The sequence below is a fragment of the Flavobacterium sp. GNP011 genome (genome assembly GCF_056428925.1).
Genome location: NZ_JBWJVJ010000021.1, coordinates 51251 through 70454, shown reverse-complemented (window position 1 = coordinate 70454; position 19204 = coordinate 51251). Strand labels below are relative to the sequence as shown.

Here is a 19204-nt window from a genome sequence, read left to right as displayed (position 1 = left end):
TTCACATTTATTGTTAACGTGTTCTCCACCAATGCTAAAAATAAATGTGAAGTTGGGAATGGTAAACCAAAATATATACCTATTGAATTTCACGAAAAAATTAAGCAAACTGAAACTAAAATGAATGATATTATTTTAGTCAAAGATGGTGCAACAACTGGAAAAATTGGAATCATCGATTCTCCTAAATTTGTTAAACAGAATATTAACGAACACGTTTTTTTAATTCGTCCAGAAAAAAAATTAATAAGTCCTTATTATTTGATTTACTATTTACATTCAAGTATCGGACAAATACTTTTGAAGAGGTTTATAACTGGTGCTACTGTAACAGGATTAACAAAAGAATCTCTTCGTAAAATATTAGTTCCATTACCACCTTTAAATATTCAAGATAAGATAACTGAAAACATTTTTGAAATTAGAAAGAAAGCAAAAACATTAGAGAATGAAGCTGATTTAGTTTTAAAAGAAGCAAATAGTAAAATTGAAAAAATGATTTTAGGATAAATTGTATAGTATGAAAAAAATGTTTACTTTAAAAGGAGTTGATGAATGTGGTAAATCAAGTAAAATAAAAGATTTTGCTACTTGGATAATTACAAATTACACTCATATTAATCACGGAATAGATTTAACAAAGGGAGATATATTTGGCGTTTTAGAAATCAATAAATTAAAAATTGGTTTTGTATCTGCGGGAGATAATTTAGCAGAAATAATAAAAAATGATACCTTATTAACTAAATTTCCTGATGTTGATATTTTAATAAATACTTGTAGAACAAAAGGAAAAGCAAGAAGACACTTGAAAAACAATTATAATTTTAGCACAAATTGGCTTGTAAAATATATCAATGTAGAAAAGTTTAACCCAAGTAATCCAGTTTTAGAACATACACGTGATATAAGGATATTAACAGAATTAAAAACTTGGATAACTGGACTAGAAAAATTATAATATGCTACTTTTTCAACAAAATAAAGAACTAAACAAATTAATAGAAAAACCTTTTAAGTTAGAAAAGGAAATCCAAAAGATTTTCGAGGATAACTTGGAGAAAATTCTTGATTTGGAGTTAGTACAATCCGAGTTTACTATTCAAAACAAACGAATAGACAGTTTGGCATACGACAAACAAAACAAGGCATTTATTATTATTGAATACAAACGAGATAAAAATAGTAGTGTCGTAGATCAAGGGTTTACCTATCTTAATTTAATGCTTGAAAATAAAGCTACTTTTATTCTTGCCTATAACGAAACGCTTAATAAAACGTTACATAGTAGCACTATTGACTGGTCGCAAACGAGAGTGATTTTTGTATCTACTAATTTTACTGAAAACCAAAAACAAGCTACAAACTTCAAAGATTTAGGAATTGAATTGTACGAGATAAAAAGATTTGAAGGCGATATTATTGTAATTAATCCCTACAAGAAAACACAATCTGCCACAAGTATAAAATCGATTTCAGAGAAAAAAGAAGTTTTAAAGAATATTGTAAAGGAAATAAAAGTTTATACCGAGGAAGACCATACAACCAATAAAACTGATGAAATAATTGAGTTGTACGAAACTTTTAAAAATGCAATACTAAATCTTTCTGACGATATTGAAATTCAACCTAAATTAGATTATGTAGCATTTAAAAAGAACTCAAATATTGCTGATATTTGTATTCAAAAGAAAGGTTTAAAAATATGGATTAACCTCAAAAAAGGACAATTAGAAGACCCGAAAAATATTATGCGTGATGTTTCAGAAATGGGACATTGGGGCAATGGAGATTACGAAATTGTGGTTACAAACACAGAAAATATTGAGTATATAATGAGTTTGGTGAAACAAGCTATAAAATAAAATTATAGATTTATGGAATTTGGATTAAAAGATACGCTTTACATAATTGGAATAATTGTTGCAGGACTTTCAACATTCTTTACTACAAGACATAACCTAAAAGAATATGTAAGAGATAAAGTTGATGAATTGAAAGATAAAATCCACAAACAAGAAATTGAATTAGAGAAGATTAAGGGTAGAGATGAAAATCAGCAACAGATTATTAATTTGTTTCAAACTCAAATACTTGACCATTTGCCTAAAATTTACGACTTGATTAATAGCACTAAAAAAATTAAGTAGTTATGATAGATTATTATAAACTCCAACAATTAAGCGATAAAGTTAAAAGCAATACTGCTACTCAATTAGAAAAAGACGAGTATATGGTTTTGCTTTATAACAACGGTTCTATTACAAAAAATCAGTATGACAAGTACATTAATGACAAGAATTCAAACGAGTCATTAGGTGCAGCCATTACAATTGGCGGGATAATACTTTTGGGATATTTGATTAGTAAATTTGTAGATAGTGAAAAAGATTAATTTTGACAATTATATAAATGAAATTATCCAATTTAGAAAAAACAAGGATTCTTTACCCCGAACATTATTTATATTGTAAAAGAGAAAATGTTAGTATTCGATATACAACAGAACTAAAATAAAAAAACTTACTATTGCAGAACACAAAAAAACCTTCCATTTCTGAAAGGTTTTTTATAAATATATTCTAAATTCACAATTCAAAACTCATAAATCCCAAATCGTAAATTATTCTTACATATTGCGTCTGTACTGACCACCTACTTCAAACAAAGCCGCCGTAATTTGTCCTAACGAACAAACCTTTGTAGCCTCCATCAAGTGTTCAAATAGATTTTCATTTTTAATAGCCGCTTCTTGAATGCTATTAAGTTGTGCATTTACTTTATCTTGATTAGATTGATGAAGATTATTCAACATTTCAATCTGGTATTGTTTCTCTTCTTCGGTAGCACGAATTACTTCAGCAGGAATTACGGTTGGCGATCCTTTAGAACTCAAGAAAGTGTTAACTCCTACAATTGGGAATTCACCGGTATGTTTTAAGGTTTCGTAATACAAACTTTCTTCTTGAATTTTACTACGCTGATACATTGTTTCCATAGCCCCAAGAACGCCACCACGCTCGGTAATTCTATCAAATTCTAGTAATACCGCAGCTTCCACAAGATCTGTTAATTCTTCGATAATAAAAGCACCTTGAATTGGGTTTTCATTTTTGGCTAGACCTAATTCCTTATTGATAATCAACTGAATCGCCATGGCACGACGCACACTCTCTTCCGTTGGTGTCGTAATAGCTTCGTCATAAGCATTGGTATGCAATGAGTTACAGTTGTCATAAATTGCATATAAAGCTTGCAAAGTGGTACGAATATCGTTGAAATCAATTTCTTGTGCATGCAACGAACGTCCTGAGGTCTGAATGTGGTATTTCAACATTTGCGCTCTTTCATTGGCACCATATTTTGTTTTCATGGCTTTCGCCCAAATTTTACGCGCTACTCTACCTATTACAGCATATTCTGGATCTACCCCATTCGAAAAGAAGAATGATAAATTAGGTCCAAAATCATTGATGTTCATACCACGGCTCAAATAATATTCCACGTAAGTGAATCCATTTGAAAGGGTAAAAGCCAATTGTGTAATTGGGTTTGCACCAGCCTCGGCAATGTGATATCCTGAAATAGAAACCGAATAAAAGTTTCTAACGTTTTTAGCAATAAAGTATTCCTGAACGTCACCCATTAAACGCAAAGCGAATTCTGTAGAAAAAATACAGGTGTTTTGAGCTTGATCTTCTTTTAAAATATCAGCCTGAACCGTTCCACGTACTTGTGATAAGGTTCTAGCTTTAATATCATTGTAAATTTCCAAAGGCAAAACCTGATCTCCTGTAACTCCCAAAAGCAGTAAGCCTAAACCATTATTTCCTGCAGGTAAATCACCCTGATATTGTGGTCTTTCTACTCCTTTTTGCTTGTAAATCGCTTTGATTTGAGCGCCAACTTCAGCTTCAAGGTTATTTTCTTTGATGTAAATTTCGCACTGCTGATCGATTGCAGCATTCATAAAAAACCCAAGCAGCATCGGAGCTGGTCCGTTGATGGTCATACTAACAGAAGTCATTGCATGTACCAAATCAAAACCTGAATACAACTTTTTAGCATCATCTAGACAACAAATAGAAACTCCGGCATTACCAATTTTCCCATAAATATCAGGACGCACATGCGGATCATTACCATACAAAGTCACACTATCAAAAGCTGTAGAAAGCCTTTTTGCGGGTAATCCTGCACTTACATAATGAAAACGTTTGTTGGTTCTTTCTGGTCCTCCTTCACCAGCAAACATTCTTGAAGGATCTTCTCCTTCACGCTTGAAAGGATATAAACCAGCAGTAAACGGAAATTCTCCTGGAACATTTTCTTGTAGACACCAGCGTAAAATATCGCCCCAAGCTTTGTACTTTGGCAAAGCAATTTTCGGGATTTGTGAATGCGATAATGACTCGGTATGGGTAGCCATTTTAATTTCGCGATCACGTACTTTAAACGTATAAACCGGATTTTTATACTTGTTTACTTTTTCGTCCCAAGTTAAAACAATCTCCCAGTTGTAGGGATCTAAATCCATTTTTACTTTTTCAAACTGGTTCAGTAAAAGATTTAAAAATATTTTATTTTCTGCGTTATCAGCTTTTTCAAGTTCTATAGCTGTTGGCAAAACAGAATCATCAGTGATTCCTGCTTTGTTCAGCTCTGGTGTTTTATTAGCAACCGTTTCAATGGTTTTGTAAATACCGTATAGTTTTTGAGCAACTTGTTCTTGGCTTAAGGCAGTCACATCATATTTGCGATTACTCTCTGCAATTTCAGACAAATAACGGGTTCTGTGTGGCGGAATAACGAAAATTTTCTCACTCATTTCACGCGTGATTTGGAACGTAGATTGCAAATCAGAATTTGTTTTTTCATGAACTTTATCCATAATCGCTTTGTACAGCGTATTCATTCCCGGATCGTTGAACTGAGAAGCAATGGTCCCGAAAACAGGAAGTGTATCTAATTCAGCATCCCAAAGGTTATGGTTGCGCTGGTATTGTTTTTTTACATCACGCAACGCATCTAGAGAACCACGTTTGTCAAATTTATTTATCGCTACCAAATCCGCAAAATCAAGCATGTCAATTTTTTCCAATTGGGTTGCCGCACCAAACTCTGGAGTCATTACGTACAAAGAAACATCAGAGTGATCCATAATCTCAGTATCTGACTGACCGATTCCTGAAGTTTCAAGAATAATAATATCATAGTTTGCCGCTTTGATGACTTGAATAGCATCAGCAACATATTTTGACAAAGCCAAATTAGACTGACGTGTAGCCAATGAACGCATGTACACGCGTGGATTATTGATGGCATTCATTCGGATTCTATCCCCCAAAAGCGCTCCACCTGTTTTTCTTTTAGATGGATCTACAGAGATTAATCCGATTGTTTTTTCAGGAAAATCAATCAAGAAACGACGTACTAATTCATCAACTAACGACGATTTTCCAGCACCACCTGTACCCGTAATTCCCAGTACTGGTGTTTTACAATTTTCATTCTTTTTTTGGATCAGTTCCAATGTTTTAGCAGCAACATCAGGGAAATTCTCCGCTGCAGATATGATTCGGGCTAGAGCTGTTGGATTTTTCGCCTCTAATTGCTCCACTTCATTGGTCAATTTATCTCCAGTTGGAAAATCAGATTGTTGAACCAAGTCGTTAATCATTCCTTGTAATCCCATCGCGCGTCCATCATCTGGAGCGTAAATGCGGGTAATACCGTAAGCTTGCAGTTCAGCAATTTCAGTAGGCAAAATCACTCCGCCTCCACCACCAAAAATTTTTATTTGACCCGCTCCTTTTTCTTGAAGCAAATCGTACATGTATTTGAAATACTCGTTATGACCACCTTGATAAGAAGTGATGGCAATAGCATTAGCATCTTCTTGAATTGCTGTATTTACAACTTCTTCTACACTTCGGTCGTGACCTAGGTGAATAACCTCAACACCTGTAGATTGAATAATCCTACGCATGATGTTGATTGCTGCATCGTGACCATCAAAAAGAGCTGCTGCCGTAACAATTCTTACTTTATTGTTAGGGATATATGGTATTTGTTGTTCCATTTTATGAATATGATAATTTAAGCCTGCAATTTACAATTTTATTTTAAAAAAGCTATTTGAAGTTAACCGATGTTATTCACATATATGGAAGAATTTTCTAATCTAGCCCCGATTGCAGCGGCATCCCTCGCTTTTGTGGAGCGAGGATACAGCGAAAAGCGGGACAAATTTTCATGAATGCACAAAATGGGTGCTCCTATTGAAAAGTTTGGCTTTATTTTTGAATAAGTCGTATTTTTACAAATGCCAAATGGCGCACTAACGAATACCCTATTTAAGATGAAAAAGATTGTAATACTGATCGCGGCGATTTCCCTTTCTGGTTGTGCAGAAATGCAACAAGTAATGAATCAATTTCCGCAAACGCAAGGCATTGGAGGCATTGATATTGCTGGAGGTTTAAAGGAAGCATTAAACAACGGAATTTCGAAACAAGTTACAAAACTAACGGCTACTGATGGTTTTTATCGCAATGAGGCTGTTAAAATTTTATTGCCAGAAGAATTGCGAAAAGTAGATACTGGCTTGCGCAAAATAGGACTTAGTCCCCTTGCTGACGAAGGTTTAAAAGTATTGAATCGCGCTGCCGAAGATGCTGTAAAAGAAGCCACTCCTATATTTGTAGACGCCGTGAGAAATATGACTATTATGGATGCCAAAACTATTTTGTTAGGCAATCAAAATGCGGCAACATCGTATTTACAAAACAGTACTTCAACGGCTTTGTACGGAAAATTTAATCCCGTAATTAAAAACTCGTTTACCAAAGTTGGCGCGGATAAAGTTTGGGCCAACATTATAACAAAATACAACAGCATTCCGCTGGTGAATAAAGTAAATCCTGACTTGACGGATTATGTGACCAAGCAAGCGCTTACGGGTGTTTTTAAAATGGTTGCCGTAGAGGAAAAGAATATTAGAACTAATTTGAGTTCCAGAACCTCTGTATTACTACAAAAAGTTTTTGCTATGCAGGATAAAAAATAAAAATTGGCTGTTTTTATCACAGAAACAGCCAAATCCTATTTTTTTATACCAGCAAATACCATTAGTTTTGAAATAATAGCCTTCTACTATTTTGAGGCCTAAAAGAAAACGCATGCAAAAAATTACAATACTAATTCACTGCCCAGATCAAAAAGCAATTATTGCCACTGTTACTAATTATATTGCCGACATTGATGGGAATATCGTTTATTTAGACCAGCATGTAGATGCTGATGAAGATGTTTTTTTCATGCGTATTGAATGTGAATTCAAAGCTGAAAATTGGAATCTAGAAGCTATAAAAGCCGATTTTCAAACTGTTATAGCTACACCGTTCCAAATGTCATGGGAAATGTACCTGCAAACTGACAAACCTAAAATGGCATTGTTTGTGTCTAAATACGACCATTGCTTATATGATATTCTTGGGCGTTATCGGGCGGGCGAATTGCCACTTGAAATCGCAATAATTATTAGTAATCATAACGATTTAGAAGCAGTAGCACATCAATTTGGAATTCCTTTTTATCATGTTCCTTTTACGAAAGAAATAAAAGATATAGGCGAAAAACAACAATTGGAATTACTCCTTCAAAACCAAATTGATTTTATTGTTTTGGCTCGCTACATGCAAATTATTACTCCAAATCTTATTGCACAATTTAAAAATCGGATCATCAACATTCATCATTCTTTTTTACCCGCTTTTCCGGGAGCCAAACCGTATCACTCTGCTTTTAAACGGGGTGTAAAAATCATTGGTGCTACAAGTCATTATGTAACCGAAGAATTAGACGAAGGACCTATTATTGAACAAGATATAGCACGAGTTTCTCACAGTCACTCTATTGATGATTTTATCATGAAGGGACGCGACATAGAACGAACGGTGTTGGCCAGAGCCATAAAATTGCACGCCGAACGCAAAACAATAGTGTATAACAATAAGACGATTGTATTTTTGTAAAAATATTAAGATACTGATTTTCAATTTTTTACATTTTAAAAAACGATGGTTTTAAGATTCCCAAAATCTTAACTAAAGTCCAACAAAGTAATAACAAAATCTTAACAACGATATCTTGAGTTCTTCACGACCTTTGTAGAGTAATAAACTGGTTATTTATTATTTTGGTTTTGGTTAGTTAAAGAATTGCTCGTACTCTAGTACGGGCATTTTTTTTACCTTTTATTTTTTAGGAAAGAAAGAACAGCCTCATTAAAAATATTAGGTTGCTCCACGTTGACAACATGACCTGAATTTTCAACCACAAAAAGTTTTGAGGATTTGTAATGACTTTCGACCACTTTACGAACTGATGGTAAAAACATATAATCTTCCTCACCCATTACATATAAAGTAGGGATATTCAATTCAACTTGACGAAACCATTTAAGAACCGGATTGATTTCGGCTGTAAGCTTGAACCACTTGATGAATTCTTTTTGGTACAACTTTTTAGCTTCGTTGATAAACAGTAAGCGAGATTGTTTGTGACTTTTCTTTGGCATGATTACAAATGCAAAGAACTTGTATAAAACCAAATAAGGCAACACGTATTTAAACATATTTCCTAAGCGCATTAATACTTGCGAACGAAAATTCATTTTGAGAATGGCACCGCCCAAAATCATGCTTTGCACGCGTTGAGGGTACATTTCAGCCAATTGCCTGATTAAAATTGTTCCTAAAGAGATGCCTACAAAATGTGATTTCTTAATGTGTAAATGATCTAAGACTTCGAGAATATCATTGGCCAAAGCCGAAAAAGTATATTTTTGTTTGAAAGCGGTTTTTAGAGTCGTTTTTGATTCACCATGACCTCGCAAATCGAGTAGCAAAACATTGTATTGTTTTTTAAAATCTCGAATTTGTTTGAACCAAATAGACGAACTTCCGCCTGCTCCGTGGACAAAAGTAACCCACTGATCGGTATTTTTATTCTCGTAAATGGTGTAATTGATCACGTATTTTTTTTTGTAAAAATAGAACTTTAATTTAAAATTTCAACACTGTTTGGTGCTAACCTGATTAATATAGGTTTATAAAATCAAAATGGGCCTAATGCCTATACTGTTGCTATTGAATTATGGATTTTTTTGAAATAATCAAAAGCTTTGACTAATCTGCTTCCATGCCAAGAAAACATTTCGCCATCAACAAAAATTGTTTTGCCGTGATGCGTGTTAATTCCTATTTCAAAAGCATGATCCTCTGTAAAAGGAAACGGCTCCGAGGACAGAAAAACAAGTTGAGGATCACCCTCAGAGCGAATTTTTGTAATATCCACTTCAGGGTATCGCTCTTTATTTGTGTATATATTTTCAAAGTGATTCAATTGTAATAATTCATCAATAAAAGTCCCTGAACCCGCTACCATATAAGGGTTTTTCCATATAAAATAGGCCACTTTTAAAACGGGTTTATCAGCTATGAATTTTTTAAAATCGCTCCAGGCAAAAGTCAATTTGTCGATCCATTTTTGAGATTCGGTACGACAATTAAACAGCTGTCCAAAATCTTTAATCATTTGGATATTATCCTCAATGGTAATGATATCTGTCACCCAAACGGGAGCAATTTTTTGCAACTCGGCTACCATTTCTTGTGTGTTTTCCTCTTTATTGCAAATGATAAGATCCGGCTCCAGCAATCGGATTTTTTCATAGTGCACTTTTTTAGTGCCACCTACTGTTTTCTTAGTCGATTTGAAATGATAGGGATGCACGCAAAACTTAGTAATACCGACTATTTTCTCCTCAAGACCTAAATCATACAGCAGTTCTGTTTGAGATGGAACTAATGAAACAATGCGTTTTGGAGATGACTCAAACGTATGGGAACGACCAAGTTGGTCAATGTATGTTTTCATGAATGGATTCTTGTAAAATGAAATGAGATAAAAGCCAACAAACGCAATCTTTACAACTTTGCATCAAGAATTGCATTCATCTCTTTTTGTATTTTTAAAGCTTCTTCGCGTGCTTTTAGGGCAAAATCAGTTCCGTTTGAAGCATAAATAATCCCTCGAGAAGAATTAATGAGTAGCCCAATGGAGTCATTCATTCCGTATTTGCATACCTCAGCGAGACTTCCGCCCTGCGCACCAACTCCAGGAACGAGCAAAAAACTATTTGGTACAATCTTTCTAACTTCAGTAAAATATTCGGCTTTTGTAGCGCCCACAACATACATTAAATTAGAACTGTTTTTCCAAGTTTTTGAAGTTTCAAGGACCTGCTTGTACAATTCTTGCTGGTTTGTTTGTAAGGTTTGAAAATCAAATGCTCCCTCGTTTGACGTAAGTGCTAACATTATAGTATGCTTATTCTCAAAAGCTAGAAATGGTTCAACAGAATCTTTACCCATATAAGGAGTAACGGTTACACTATCAAATTTTAAGTCTTTAAAGAAAGCCTTGGCATACATCGTAGACGTATTTCCTATATCGCCACGTTTTGCATCGGCAATTGTGAAAATTTCAGGGTATTTTTCATTAATGTAGTCAATCGTTTTTTGTAATGAAGCCCAACCCTTTAAACCATAAGCCTCATAAAAAGCCGTATTTGGCTTATAAGACACTACTAAATCATGAGTTGCATCAATAATGGCTTTGTTGAACTCAAAAATAGGATCTTCAAGAGTAAGTAAATGTTTTGGAATTTTATCTAAATCTACATCAAGCCCTACGCAAAGGAATGATTTTTTGATTGTAATTTGATCGATTAATTGTTGTGTTGTCATGTTTTTGTAGTTGTTTGGCAAAATTACAAACATCTCCATAAATTAATGCCATACCTTCTAATAAAAATTAAATTTAAAATTTTTGAATTTACTAAGTAAATTGCGGTTCAATAAATAAACCATTTCTAAAAAAAGTTACAAGTATACAGCTAAAACAAAACTCAAATTACTATTTAAAACCCCTTATTTGATATGTGTAAAACGGGGGAAAAATATAAAAACATTAATAACTGTATCACTATTACAGCATAGTAAGTTTATTTCTTACAAAATAAAAACCAAATTTAACTAGTGCTTACTTTAAAAATAAAATTAAAACAGAAGATATTCATCTTTAAAAGTTATTACAATAAATTAAAAAACAATGAATTAGACCATACAAAAGATTAAAATTAAAAAAAATAAATTAAAAAAAATTGACATTGAAAAAATCATAAAACCCTTGAATTATAAAAACAAATGTTGCTTTTTATATCTTTACTTTAAATTGACCGTTTATGAAAATACATTTGAAGTTTGATTACGCACAACTAACAAAAAAAATCATTCAAGAAAAACTCACTGATTTGGGTTACAAATTCAACATCATAGGTTTTGGAGAATTTAATTTTTTAGAAAAAGTTCCTTCGGCAAAAATAGAAGAACTTAATACCATTTTTAAAGATTACGGTATTGATATTGTAGAAAATCAAAAAAGTGTACTAGTACAAAAGATAAAAGATACTATAGTAGAAATGGTTCATACAGATAAGCCTTTAAATATTAAAAGCTCGGTTTATATTGCTGATAAATTAAATTTGAGTTATGCTTATTTATCGAATGTTTTTTCAGAGGTAACTTATACCTCTATTGAAAACTTTATCATTATTCAAAAGATTGAATTAGCTAAGCAACTAATGATTAATACGCCACTGAACTTAACCGAAATTTCCATACAACTAAACTATTCAAGTGTAGCTCATTTAAGTACACAATTCAAGCATACAACTGGAATGACTCCATCGGCATTTCAAAAAATTATTCAAAAACGAAGAGAAGTAGCCCAAAAGAATAACTAAATAAACGTTAACATGAACACCGATTTTATAAATATTTGCCTTGCTGATGATGATGAGGACGATAGATTATTTTTTACAGATGCTTTTGATGAATTAAAAATTAACACTAAAGTTAACACCTTCAACGATGGGGTTGAGTTGATGAATTTTTTAAACCATCCCGATTCTATATTACCTAATGTTTTGTTTCTTGATTTGAACATGCCCAAAAAAAATGGACAAGAATGTTTGCTAGAAATAAAAAAAGAAGAAAAATTCAACGATATAGCTGTTGCCATATATTCAACGTCATCCTCAGAGGAAGACATTGAGCAAACATTTATTAATGGAGCAAACATTTATATTAAAAAACCGAATGATTTTGAACACCTAAAAAAAATATTATCAGAGGTGGTCACTCTTAACTGGCAGTACCATACTTCGGGTTTAAATAAAGATAATTTTTTAATGAGAATGTAGTATGATGTTTTTACAGTTTCATAAATCGCCTCTTTTCCTCAAAATAATTTTTATTATTTCAATTGCAATCATATTCTTTATAGGAGGAATTACTTTTAAACACATAACCGTTTTAAAAAAATCATCTGACTTTGTGAGTAAAAGCCATGAGGTAAATACTGAACTGGAACGTTTAATTTCATTTGTAAAAGATGCTGAAACAGGACAAAGAGGGTATTTACTTACTAAAGATAAAAATTTCTTAGAGCCATATTTAAAGTCAAAAATATTAGTCAAAAAATCCTTTAATAAAGTATCTCAACTAACCCAAAATAGCAGAACACAACAAGCAAACCTTAAAAAACTTCTTTTCTACATCAATAAAAGGCAGAATTATTTATCTAAATCTATTTATTTGACAGAAGATAAAAATTATAACAAAAATGAGCTAACCAACTATTTAAACATCGGAAAAAAAACAATGGATTCTATTCGCTCCAAAATAGAAGACATGATGATTACTGAAAAAATATTGTTAAGCAACAGACAACAAGAGTATATTTCGACCATGAATTATACCCCTTTGTTAATATATTTAACCCTTATTATAACTCTTGTGTTAATTACAATTGCTTTTTTAAAAATGAATGGGGATCTAGTTCTGTTAAAAAAAACAATCAATACATTAACGGTTGCTAATGAAGCTAGTAATTTAGCTGAAATTGTAGGTGATTTTGGTAGCTGGCAATTTAACCTTGAAACAGAAACGTTTACTTTTTCGGATAATGAATATCGTTTATTGGGCTGCGAACCTCAATCATTTACCGCGAGTGCCGAGGCCTTTTATCAATTCATTCATCCCGATGATTTACAACATGTTAAAGATAACTCAGTCAATGTTCAATCTGAAGTTAATCTACCTCCATTTACGTATAGGATTATTAGAAAAGATGGCCAAATTAGATATTTTAGAGCATTAGGTAGGGTTGTTACTGTATCATCTGGTGAACGAACACAAATAGGAACTACTAGTGATGTTACCAGTGAAGTTCAAGCCAAACAATTGATGGAGCAACGCAACAGAGATTTAGAAAGTAATAACAAAGAACTTATGGCTTTTAATTACATTGCTAGTCATGATTTACAAGAACCGTTACGAAAAATAGAAACCTTTTTATCTCGATTAGTAAGTAAAGATTATCAAAATTTATCCCTGTCAGGGCAACAATATGTAACTAGTATACAGTCGTCTGCAAAGAGAATGCGTGTTCTTATAGATGACTTATTACAGTTTTCTAGAACAAATAAGGCCGAAAAAATATTTGAAAAAACAGATTTAAACACAGTCCTTTCTCATGTTTTACAAGAGCTAGCACCAACTATAGAGGAAAAAAAAGCTAACATAACAAGTGAAGAACTACCTGTATTTGATGCTATTCCTTTTCAAATACAACAATTATTCACTAATCTCATTAGCAATTCTCTAAAATATAGTAAAGAAAATACTGCCCTTGAAATAAAAATAACCGCTACTACTTGTACTGTAGAGAATGAAGAAAATCTTCCTGATACCGTAACGGGAACAGATTGGTATTATAAAATAAAAATTCATGATAACGGAATAGGTTTTGAACAAGAATATGCCAATAAAATTTTCATACTCTTTAACAGGTTACATAATAAAAATGAATATGCTGGAACAGGCATTGGTTTAGCAATCTGTAAAAAAATTATTGAAAATCATCAGGGTTTCATTACCGCAAATGCAACTTTAAATGAAGGAGCTACCTTTACGCTCTATTTTCCTATTTTATCATAACCAAAGTCTAAAAATAATGTAAAATAAGGTCGCTTTTTAGGAAACGACCTTTTTTTATGGTGTAACATTTTTGTTATTTTTTGATTCTAAAATCAAATCCTCTTACCTTTCTTTTATATCTCATATTATATAATTATTCTATTTTTAAGTATTAGACATTAAAATTCTATAACAATTCTATAAAGTAATGTAATACCATTTGAACTAAGAGGTTGCATCTTTGCAAATATTTAGAGCCAACAAATAAGCAATTAATAAAAAAAACGATCATGAAAAGATTTTATCTATAGTTGCACTATTATTTGTGGTACTATGGACTTTAGTTTTTTTTGTATATAATATAGGCAGTATGATTCATTTTTTATTGAGTATTACTGTGATCGCAATATTATTAAAAGTTATTAAAGGATAATATAAATTAAAAAAATACCATCATGAAAAATAGTGACGTAGCATTAGGAATACTAGCTGGATTAGCTGTTGGAACCGTATTAGGTGTATTATTTGCACCTGCAAAAGGAAGCGAAACCAGAAAAAAAATAGCAGAAAAAGGAAATGATCTCAAAAATTTGATTACCGATTCTTCCAGCCAATTGGAGGAAAAATTAACACAAACCATGGAGTCCTTAAAATCCGAAACTCAAAATGTATGGGATGGATTGGTACAAAATAATAATGATGAAAAGCCCAATTTTGATCACTTAGTTGAAATAAACAGAGTCAAATAAATTTAATTTCCAGATGGAGTCACACTATTGTAAAGCAGTGTGATTCTTTTGTTTAAACTACAATGTTATATAAAAGAACTAAAACATTTATACAATAAAAAAAACATTACCTACCCTCTATAAATAATACATGATTTTACACCATGAGGTAACATAAAATTAAGATTTAACAATACCACAATGAGAAATTTTAAAAAACACTTATGCCTATTAGTTATCTTAATAATTAGTATTTCGTGTCAAACTGAAAGTGAAAAAAGAATTGAAATTGCTACTAACGATTTTATCCGTTTTATTGATTCGGTAACTAAATATAAAACGCAAGATGCTCAAAAAAACTGGAGCACTATTGAAAAAGATTTTGAACAAAAATTAAATGCATTGAATCTCAGAATCGATAGCTCCGAAGGGACAGCTGAATTTGAAAGCAAGATTGATTCGGCTTCAGAAAAATTCGAAAGATATAGGAAATCAGTTTTCAAAAATTATTCCTATCCAGAAAAACTAAATTGAGCTTTTAAATCTATACTGGTATATTCCTATTTATTCTTTCAAAAAAAAGACCTTACTTAAAATTAGTAAGGTCTTTTTTGACTTTTATAGATTTTATTTTAAAAAACCTCGCTAGCTTCTTTTAATTTCTCCATATTGTTAACTAATGCAAGTTCATCAACAATTTTTTGAATGTCACCATTCATAATATTTCCAAGATCATAAAGTGTTAATCCTACACGGTGATCTGTAACTCGCCCTTGAGCATAATTATACGTACGGATTTTAGCCGATCTATCTCCAGAACTCACCTGTGACGTACGTTTTGTTGCATCTTCGGCTTGTTTTTTAGCTAATTCTTGTTCGTATAAACGAGATCTTAGTACACCAAAAGCTTTATCTTTATTTTTGTGTTGCGATTTTTGGTCTTGACACTGAGCCACCAATCCTGTAGGGATATGCGTTAATCGCACTGCAGATTTTGTTGTATTTACAGATTGTCCACCTGGTCCTGAGGAACAAAAGAAATCAACGCGTACATCGTTCATATCAATTTGTACATCAAATTCTTCAGCCTCTGGCAATACCATTACTGTAGCAGCAGAGGTATGTACACGTCCTTGAGTTTCCGTTTGTGGAACCCTTTGCACTCGGTGAACACCAGCCTCAAATTTTAAAGTCCCGTAAACATCTTCTCCTGTAACTTCAAAAATCACCTCTTTAAAACCACCAGATGTTCCTTCATTCATATCTACTACAGAAGTACGCCATCCTTGATTTTCACAATATTTTGTGTACATCCTGAATAAATCTCCTGCAAAAATACTAGCCTCATCCCCACCGGTTCCGGCACGAATTTCAACCATAACATTCTTTGCATCTTCTGGATCTTTAGGAATCAACATGAATTTTATTTCCTCTTCAAGTAGTGGCAAACGCTCTTTAGCTTCCTCTAGTTGCATTTTGGCCATTTCGGTCATGTCTGCATCACTATTATCAGCTATAATTTCATTTGCTTCTTCTATGTTTGCCATGATAAGAACGTATTCATCTCGTTTCTCAGCAAGGGCTTTTAAACTTTTGTACTCTTGATTCAATTGCACATAACGTTTTTGATCTGATATTACATCAGGTTGAATAATCAAATCCGAAATCTCATCAAAACGTTGTTTTACTATTTGAAGTCTATCTAACATTTTATAAATCCTTTTATTGGAGTGCAAAAATACGAAAAAAGTATTCAGTTTGCAAGATGAATCACAGAGATTCAAATGGAGTAACTTAGAATAGAATTCACATAAAATTAAACTCCATTTTTCATTTCAATATTCTTAGTTTTAATGAATAAATGCAACATGTGGAAGTTGAAGTTTGATTGAATTTTTTATGTAAAGAAAAAATTCAATTTAAAATCTGCATTCCATGTATTTGAAAGTGATTCTTAAAGATATTCTTTCAGGTACTAAGTCCAAAAAATAGACTAGAAACCTCAACTAATTAGATAAAAGGCCGCCAAAATGGTACCTACCACCGAAGCCAAAGTTATTGCGCAAACCTCAAATAAGATGTCAGGAGGCAAAAATAATGTCTTGAAATAGGATTTGTAAACTACATTCCTAAACCCACTACCAAAGAAAAATTAATTGAAACATTTGGAAATGAATTTCCTCAAAAAAATTAGTTTGCAAAATGAATCACTACTATTATTAAGAGCGTTTATCAAACTATTTTGAAAAACTTTATTTTGAATTTTCATTCATAAAACCAATTATTTCATCAAATCTGGCACTCCAAGGTTTAAAAAATTGCACCACCATAGGAACGTGCTTTTTGTTCAACCGAATCGTTTGCACTTCAGGTTGAAAAGCTTTGATAGCTTTCTCAAAGCGTTGGCTTCCCTCAATAATAGAGGGATAGGTTTTTGTGCCCACATACAATAAAACTGGTGGCGTTTGAGCATTGACATAGTAAATTGGCGAAGCTGCTTTCCATTGTGCAGGATCGGCAGTCCAGGTTGCCAAATAATCGTCTTGATTGGTTGGAGGATATTTTTCGAGATAGTTTTTCATATCGAGTCCAGCCGCGTCGTTTAAAATGATTCCAGCAACACTCGTAGGTTGCACACCATATTTAGGATTCATAACCGCCAATGCCCCAAGATGCCCACCTGCTGAGTGTCCGGTTATAAAAATTTGGTTCGCATTGCCGTTATATTGACCAATATTCTTTTTAGTCCATTCAATAACAGTTGCAATTTGTTGCGCCATAACATCATAATTAACCGCAGGACTCAAGTTATAGTCTGGTATAACGGTGATAATTCCCCTTTTGGCAAAATTGCGACCTAATAAATCATAAGTTCCCTTACGCCCGCTATTCCAGTTTCCTCCATGCACAAAAATCAAAACTTTAGCGCCTGCTTTATTAACTTTTCGAGGAACAAAAATGTTTAGCTTAGGAGCACTGCTTGCATTTTCAACCGTAGTTGGTTGGTAAACAATATTAATAGTCTTTTTGGAGGCACAACTCGTTATCAGAAAAACAGATACTAAAACTGTAGGAATTTTAAATAAACGCATCATGTATTTTTTTTTACGAATATACTATTTAAAAAAATCGTATCCATTACCAAGTCTCTAAAATTAGGGCTTTAAATTCAGAATCATTTTCCCTTTCGGTAGATTAAAATCCAAAAAAAACGGTCCATATCAAAGATACGAACCGTTTTTAAGAAGCTTCTGATGAACCCAATGAGTTTCAAATTAAAAACATTTAAATTAATTGAACTGCGTTGTCACGTACTCAACTAAACTTTGATCTGTCATTTTATTCGAAGTACTTTCTGCAGCTACTACATTCTTATACTGAGGTATTTCACTCAAATAATTTATAAATTGCTCCTGAGCAGTTCCTGTTCCTGTTACGTGCAATTCATCTACGTTTTGCATGTGAGCAGTAATACTTTTAAAAAGTTTTCTCAGCTGATCTCTCTCAGCATTGTTAGCGGCATTTTCACTTGTATTGTAGCCTTGTCCGTCAACGGTTTCATGACCTAGTATTAAAAAATCTCCGGAATCTACATTTTCTCTTCCTACAATGGTAGCGTGATGGGAATCCATCCAAACTCCAAATTGCTTTTTACTGTTCTGTGACATGATTATTTATTTTAGTTATAACACCTTTTATTTCAGCTGTACTTTACTGATTATTAGCATTCTTATAAAGGTAGCCCATCTATTTTTAATAAAGTTGTATTTAACAAAGTCTTATGGTCTCTAAATAGTCTTTGAGCATTTCCTGGTTTTAAACAAGTATATTTTTGAATGCTGTAGAAAAATGCGATGAATTTGCAAAAGTTTAGTCTTATGTTATCAAAAAAATTAGCAACAGAATTAATATCTTTAGTAGTATTTAGAAATTTCAAACGCTACTTTTCTTTCTGAATAAAATGTTACCTATAAAGCTTTATTTTTATTTTTGTGCCAATAAATTTTAGATTCGAAACAAAGATAATCCCAATGGAAATAGCTCAAATTATAAAAGAAAAAAGAGGAACCTTAATTGATGTGCGCTCTTATGCAGAATTTACTGGAGGTCATGTTGCTGGATCTCTCAACATCCCGCTCCAAGAAATACCACATAGAATACAGGAAATCCAAGAACTCAAAGCACCGTTAGTACTATTTTGTGCCTCTGGAAACAGAAGTGGACAAGCACAAGTTTTCCTTACTGCACACGGAATTGAATGTTATAACGGCGGTTCTTGGCTGGATGTAAATTATTTACAAGCACAAGCTGAGTAACAACTAACAAGATCATTACTTTCAATTGAAATTATACAATACAAAAAGCCCG

22 protein-coding genes are annotated in these 19204 nt (G+C 32.7%); 15 read left to right on the top strand and 7 right to left on the bottom strand.

The features are described from left to right. The 6 genes from AC061E_RS14885 to AC061E_RS16705 all read left to right on the top strand — a co-directional run. Positions 1 to 510: restriction endonuclease subunit S (locus tag AC061E_RS14885; RefSeq protein ID WP_478286947.1), on the top strand; the 510-nt coding region annotated here is incomplete at its 5' end. 10 nt (positions 511 to 520) lie between these two features. After that, a complete protein-coding gene (locus tag AC061E_RS14880; protein WP_478286946.1) occupies positions 521 to 961 on the top strand; it encodes a hypothetical protein in 441 nt (146 codons plus the stop codon). 1 nt (position 962) lies between these two features. Continuing rightward, entirely contained in the window at positions 963 to 1865 is a 903-nt protein-coding gene (locus AC061E_RS14875) for a DUF5655 domain-containing protein (RefSeq protein WP_478286945.1), read from the top strand. A 12-nt stretch (positions 1866 to 1877) separates the two neighbouring features. Then, positions 1878 to 2150: a hypothetical protein gene (locus AC061E_RS14870; protein WP_478286944.1), complete on the top strand. Its 273-nt coding sequence runs from the start codon at positions 1878 to 1880 to the stop codon at positions 2148 to 2150. 2 nt (positions 2151 to 2152) lie between these two features. Beyond that, on the top strand, positions 2153 to 2395 hold the full coding sequence (locus AC061E_RS14865) for a hypothetical protein (protein WP_478286943.1): 243 nt from the start codon (positions 2153 to 2155) through the stop codon (positions 2393 to 2395). Positions 2396 to 2412: 17 nt separating this feature from the next. Next, a complete protein-coding gene (locus AC061E_RS16705) occupies positions 2413 to 2517 on the top strand; it encodes a DUF6037 family protein (protein ID WP_502306424.1) in 105 nt (34 codons plus the stop codon). Between the two features lie 112 nt (positions 2518 to 2629). On the opposite strand, the gene AC061E_RS14860 is transcribed toward AC061E_RS16705, so the two are convergent. Then, the gene (locus AC061E_RS14860) at positions 2630 to 6082 is read right to left on the bottom strand and encodes a methylmalonyl-CoA mutase family protein (protein ID WP_478286942.1); all 3453 of its coding nucleotides are present in this window, start codon (positions 6080 to 6082) and stop codon (positions 2630 to 2632) included. 279 nt (positions 6083 to 6361) lie between these two features. Between AC061E_RS14860 and AC061E_RS14855 the strand changes: the two genes are divergently transcribed. Beyond that, positions 6362 to 7069, top strand: a complete 708-nt coding sequence (locus AC061E_RS14855) for a DUF4197 domain-containing protein (protein WP_478286941.1) — start codon at positions 6362 to 6364, stop codon at positions 7067 to 7069. A 112-nt stretch (positions 7070 to 7181) separates the two neighbouring features. After that, positions 7182 to 8036 (top strand): formyltetrahydrofolate deformylase, encoded by an 855-nt coding sequence (gene purU, locus AC061E_RS14850; protein ID WP_478286940.1) that lies wholly within the window; start codon positions 7182 to 7184, stop codon positions 8034 to 8036. A gap of 215 nt (positions 8037 to 8251) precedes the next feature. On the opposite strand, the gene AC061E_RS14845 is transcribed toward purU, so the two are convergent. The 3 genes from AC061E_RS14845 to pyrF all read right to left on the bottom strand — a co-directional run bounded on the left by AC061E_RS14845 (position 8252) and on the right by pyrF (position 10814). Beyond that, positions 8252 to 9037, bottom strand: a complete 786-nt coding sequence (locus AC061E_RS14845; protein ID WP_314839408.1) for an alpha/beta fold hydrolase — start codon at positions 9035 to 9037, stop codon at positions 8252 to 8254. 101 nt (positions 9038 to 9138) lie between these two features. Next, on the bottom strand, positions 9139 to 9942 hold the full coding sequence (locus tag AC061E_RS14840) for an ABC transporter substrate-binding protein (RefSeq protein ID WP_478286939.1): 804 nt from the start codon (positions 9940 to 9942) through the stop codon (positions 9139 to 9141). 50 nt (positions 9943 to 9992) lie between these two features. Next, complete coding sequence (gene pyrF / locus AC061E_RS14835) at positions 9993 to 10814, bottom strand: orotidine-5'-phosphate decarboxylase (RefSeq protein WP_478286938.1); 822 nt, start codon at positions 10812 to 10814, stop codon at positions 9993 to 9995. A gap of 497 nt (positions 10815 to 11311) precedes the next feature. On the opposite strand from pyrF, the gene AC061E_RS14830 reads away from it, so the two are divergent. From AC061E_RS14830 to AC061E_RS14805, 6 genes are all read left to right on the top strand, one after another. After that, a complete protein-coding gene (locus AC061E_RS14830) occupies positions 11312 to 11872 on the top strand; it encodes a helix-turn-helix domain-containing protein (protein WP_478286937.1) in 561 nt (186 codons plus the stop codon). 12 nt (positions 11873 to 11884) lie between these two features. Beyond that, positions 11885 to 12331, top strand: a complete 447-nt coding sequence (locus AC061E_RS14825) for a response regulator (protein WP_478286936.1) — start codon at positions 11885 to 11887, stop codon at positions 12329 to 12331. A 1-nt stretch (position 12332) separates the two neighbouring features. Then, positions 12333 to 14129 (top strand): sensor histidine kinase, encoded by a 1797-nt coding sequence (locus AC061E_RS14820; protein WP_478286935.1) that lies wholly within the window; start codon positions 12333 to 12335, stop codon positions 14127 to 14129. Between the two features lie 250 nt (positions 14130 to 14379). Beyond that, positions 14380 to 14541: a lmo0937 family membrane protein gene (locus AC061E_RS14815; protein WP_478286949.1), complete on the top strand. Its 162-nt coding sequence runs from the start codon at positions 14380 to 14382 to the stop codon at positions 14539 to 14541. A gap of 22 nt (positions 14542 to 14563) precedes the next feature. Further along, positions 14564 to 14857, top strand: coding sequence for a YtxH domain-containing protein (locus AC061E_RS14810; RefSeq protein WP_478286934.1), 294 nt, complete (start codon positions 14564 to 14566; stop codon positions 14855 to 14857). A 180-nt stretch (positions 14858 to 15037) separates the two neighbouring features. Beyond that, positions 15038 to 15370: a hypothetical protein gene (locus AC061E_RS14805; RefSeq protein ID WP_478286933.1), complete on the top strand. Its 333-nt coding sequence runs from the start codon at positions 15038 to 15040 to the stop codon at positions 15368 to 15370. Between the two features lie 98 nt (positions 15371 to 15468). On the opposite strand, the gene prfA is transcribed toward AC061E_RS14805, so the two are convergent. The 3 genes from prfA to AC061E_RS14790 all read right to left on the bottom strand — a co-directional run bounded on the left by prfA (position 15469) and on the right by AC061E_RS14790 (position 18504). Next, complete coding sequence (prfA, locus tag AC061E_RS14800) at positions 15469 to 16545, bottom strand: peptide chain release factor 1 (protein ID WP_144892900.1); 1077 nt, start codon at positions 16543 to 16545, stop codon at positions 15469 to 15471. Positions 16546 to 17088: 543 nt separating this feature from the next. Continuing rightward, positions 17089 to 17931 carry an alpha/beta hydrolase gene (locus AC061E_RS14795; protein WP_478286932.1) on the bottom strand — a complete coding sequence of 281 codons (843 nt, stop codon included), beginning with the start codon at positions 17929 to 17931 and terminating at the stop codon, positions 17089 to 17091. Positions 17932 to 18126: 195 nt separating this feature from the next. Beyond that, positions 18127 to 18504 (bottom strand): hypothetical protein, encoded by a 378-nt coding sequence (locus tag AC061E_RS14790; RefSeq protein ID WP_478286931.1) that lies wholly within the window; start codon positions 18502 to 18504, stop codon positions 18127 to 18129. A 363-nt stretch (positions 18505 to 18867) separates the two neighbouring features. Here AC061E_RS14790 and AC061E_RS14785 point away from each other — a divergent pair, with 363 nt between their 5' ends. After that, positions 18868 to 19152 carry a rhodanese-like domain-containing protein gene (locus tag AC061E_RS14785; protein ID WP_478286930.1) on the top strand — a complete coding sequence of 95 codons (285 nt, stop codon included), beginning with the start codon at positions 18868 to 18870 and terminating at the stop codon, positions 19150 to 19152. Positions 19153 to 19204 lie beyond the last annotated feature (52 nt).

Coding starts and splice junctions, on each gene's coding strand:
- pyrF (WP_478286938.1), bottom strand. CDS start 10,814: ATGACAACACAACAATTAATCGATCAAATTACAATCAAAAAATCATTC.
- AC061E_RS14865 (WP_478286943.1), top strand. CDS start 2,153: ATGATAGATTATTATAAACTCCAACAATTAAGCGATAAAGTTAAAAGC.
- AC061E_RS14875 (WP_478286945.1), top strand. CDS start 963: ATGCTACTTTTTCAACAAAATAAAGAACTAAACAAATTAATAGAAAAA.
- AC061E_RS14790 (WP_478286931.1), bottom strand. CDS start 18,504: ATGTCACAGAACAGTAAAAAGCAATTTGGAGTTTGGATGGATTCCCAT.
- AC061E_RS14785 (WP_478286930.1), top strand. CDS start 18,868: ATGGAAATAGCTCAAATTATAAAAGAAAAAAGAGGAACCTTAATTGAT.
- purU (WP_478286940.1), top strand. CDS start 7,182: ATGCAAAAAATTACAATACTAATTCACTGCCCAGATCAAAAAGCAATT.
- AC061E_RS14870 (WP_478286944.1), top strand. CDS start 1,878: ATGGAATTTGGATTAAAAGATACGCTTTACATAATTGGAATAATTGTT.
- AC061E_RS14830 (WP_478286937.1), top strand. CDS start 11,312: ATGAAAATACATTTGAAGTTTGATTACGCACAACTAACAAAAAAAATC.
- AC061E_RS14825 (WP_478286936.1), top strand. CDS start 11,885: ATGAACACCGATTTTATAAATATTTGCCTTGCTGATGATGATGAGGAC.
- AC061E_RS14860 (WP_478286942.1), bottom strand. CDS start 6,082: ATGGAACAACAAATACCATATATCCCTAACAATAAAGTAAGAATTGTT.
- prfA (WP_144892900.1), bottom strand. CDS start 16,545: ATGTTAGATAGACTTCAAATAGTAAAACAACGTTTTGATGAGATTTCG.
- AC061E_RS14840 (WP_478286939.1), bottom strand. CDS start 9,942: ATGAAAACATACATTGACCAACTTGGTCGTTCCCATACGTTTGAGTCA.
- AC061E_RS14810 (WP_478286934.1), top strand. CDS start 14,564: ATGAAAAATAGTGACGTAGCATTAGGAATACTAGCTGGATTAGCTGTT.
- AC061E_RS14880 (WP_478286946.1), top strand. CDS start 521: ATGAAAAAAATGTTTACTTTAAAAGGAGTTGATGAATGTGGTAAATCA.
- AC061E_RS14795 (WP_478286932.1), bottom strand. CDS start 17,931: ATGATGCGTTTATTTAAAATTCCTACAGTTTTAGTATCTGTTTTTCTG.
- AC061E_RS14820 (WP_478286935.1), top strand. CDS start 12,333: ATGATGTTTTTACAGTTTCATAAATCGCCTCTTTTCCTCAAAATAATT.
- AC061E_RS16705 (WP_502306424.1), top strand. CDS start 2,413: ATGAAATTATCCAATTTAGAAAAAACAAGGATTCTTTACCCCGAACAT.
- AC061E_RS14805 (WP_478286933.1), top strand. CDS start 15,038: ATGAGAAATTTTAAAAAACACTTATGCCTATTAGTTATCTTAATAATT.
- AC061E_RS14855 (WP_478286941.1), top strand. CDS start 6,362: ATGAAAAAGATTGTAATACTGATCGCGGCGATTTCCCTTTCTGGTTGT.